Raw genomic sequence first — 2014 nt, 5'->3', positions numbered from 1 at the left:
TACTGACCACAGAGGTTGGTGACGGCGTGTCGGGCTGACATGGCGAAGGCCTCCGAGTGAAGTGCGAGCTGTCTAGGAACGCATTCACCCTCGGAGGTCTTCGTGTCCCACCGTAATGCCCCGCTCTCGGAACTGGGTCGGTTACGACTGGCTCGGTGCGTCGTCGAGGACGGCTGGCCGCTACGCCGCGCAGCGCAACGGTTCCAGGTCTCACCCACCACCGCCAAGCGATGGGCCGACCGCTACCGCACCGCCGGGGCCGCCGCGATGAGCGACCGCTCCAGCCGCCCCCATCACAGTCCGACCCGCACACCCACCCGCACCGAACGCCGTATCATCAAAGTCCGACTCCGACGCCGTTGGGGACCCGCGCGCATCGCCTACCTGCTCGGACTGCATCCCTCGACGGTCCATCGCGTCCTGGCCCGCTACCGGATGGCCCGACTGCGGTGGCTCGACCGGGCGCTCGGGGCTGGTCAGACGGGCCCCGGTCGATCTTGAACGAAGCCCTTGGTTGATGATTCATTCTGCGACAGAAAGAATCTCGACCAAGGGCTTCAGTTGGCCAGTGTGCACGACTCCGGCGCCGCCGGTGCTCGCAGGGACCTGTCGGGGTTCCGGCAGGAGATGTATCGGTGCGTGACCGCACGAGCCGACGCGGTGTTCGAACTGGTCGACGCGGTATTGTGCGCGGACGGCCCGGTGCGTTCGCTGCCGGAATTGTCCCTGCTCGCCGAGCATCGTCGTGGTCACGGCAGCGTGTATGCGGCACTGGACCGCGGCCGCATCGACGTGGAGCGGCTGCGGCGGGCGCTGACCGCGGTCCCGCTGCCCAGGGCCGCGGACGGCAGGCTGGTGCTGGCGGTCGACATCACCTGCTGGCTGCGGCCCGAAGCGCATACCTGCCCGCAGCGGATCCTGTGTCACACCTACGGCCGAGCCAAGAACACTCACCAGATGATCCCGGGCTGGCCGTTCTCGGTGGTGGTCGCGCCCGAGACCGGCCGCAGTTGCTGGACCGCACCGCTGGACGCGGTCCGGCTCGCGCCCGGTGACGACGCGGCCGAGGTCACCGCAACCCAGTTGCGTTCGGTGATCGGCAATCTGATCACCGCTGGTCAGTGGCGGTCTGGTGATCCCGATATCTGGGTCGTCGCCGACGCCGGCTACGACGGGCCCCGGCTGGCGTTCCTGCTGTCGGATCTGCCGGTGCGAGTGCTGGCGCGGATGCGATCGGACCGTGTCCTGCGCCGTCCAGCACCGTCATGGCTGCCCGGCACCACGGGCCGCCCACCCCGCCACGGCGGCGAGTTCGTGTTTGGCGACCCTGGGACCTGGGGTGAACCTGCGACCGAAACACTCACCGAGACCAGGCTTTACGGACCTGCGCACGCCCGGTCGTGGGACCGGTTGCATCCGCGGCTGACCCACCGCTCGTCCTGGGTCGCCGCCGCCGGAAAACTCCCCGTCATCGAAGGCGCTGTGATCCGGCTCGACGTCGCGCGGCTCCCCAGCGGCGCGATACCGAAACCGGTCTGGTTGTGGCATTCGGGCACCGATCTGGACACCAGGACCGTCGATCTGCTCTGGCAGGCGTTCCTGCGCCGGTTCGACATCGAGCACACCTTCCGCATGCTCAAGCAAACCCTCGGCTGGACCGCCCCGAAACCCCGCGATCCCGCTGGCGCGGACCGGTGGACCTGGATGCTGTTTGCCGCTTACACCCAGCTTCGCCTGGCGCGTGGACTCGCCCGGGATCAGCGGCGACCATGGGAGAAACCTGTTGCCGTGCAACAACTCACACCCGCACACGTCCGCCGGGTGTTTCGGCACCTACGCCCGAACATCGCTTGTCCGGCCGGCGCACCGAAACCCTCACGACCGGGTCCAGACCGACCAGCGGGCCGCAGCAACCAGCGGCCCGCACCTCGCTATGACGTCCACATGAAGACCGCCAGCAACACTCGCGCACCAACACCGGCAGGGCCGCGACCACGCCGCACAGGTTAAGACT

1 protein-coding gene and 1 pseudogene are annotated in these 2014 nt (G+C 68.4%); both read left to right on the top strand.

The features are described 5' to 3' along the window. Positions 1 to 102 precede the first annotated feature (102 nt). Positions 103 to 471 (top strand): annotated as a pseudogene (locus ON30_RS27950) (helix-turn-helix domain-containing protein); the annotation flags it as partial. A 99-nt stretch (positions 472 to 570) separates the two neighbouring features. After that, the gene (locus ON30_RS27945; RefSeq protein ID WP_281004753.1) at positions 571 to 2010 is read left to right on the top strand and encodes an NF041680 family putative transposase; all 1440 of its coding nucleotides are present in this window, start codon (positions 571 to 573) and stop codon (positions 2008 to 2010) included. Positions 2011 to 2014 lie beyond the last annotated feature (4 nt).

Origin of the sequence: Nocardia takedensis NBRC 100417 (genome assembly GCF_000308695.1) — a bacterium.
GTDB classification, from domain to species: domain Bacteria; phylum Actinomycetota; class Actinomycetes; order Mycobacteriales; family Mycobacteriaceae; genus Nocardia; species Nocardia takedensis.
This window is presented reverse-complemented; position numbering and strand designations above follow the sequence as displayed.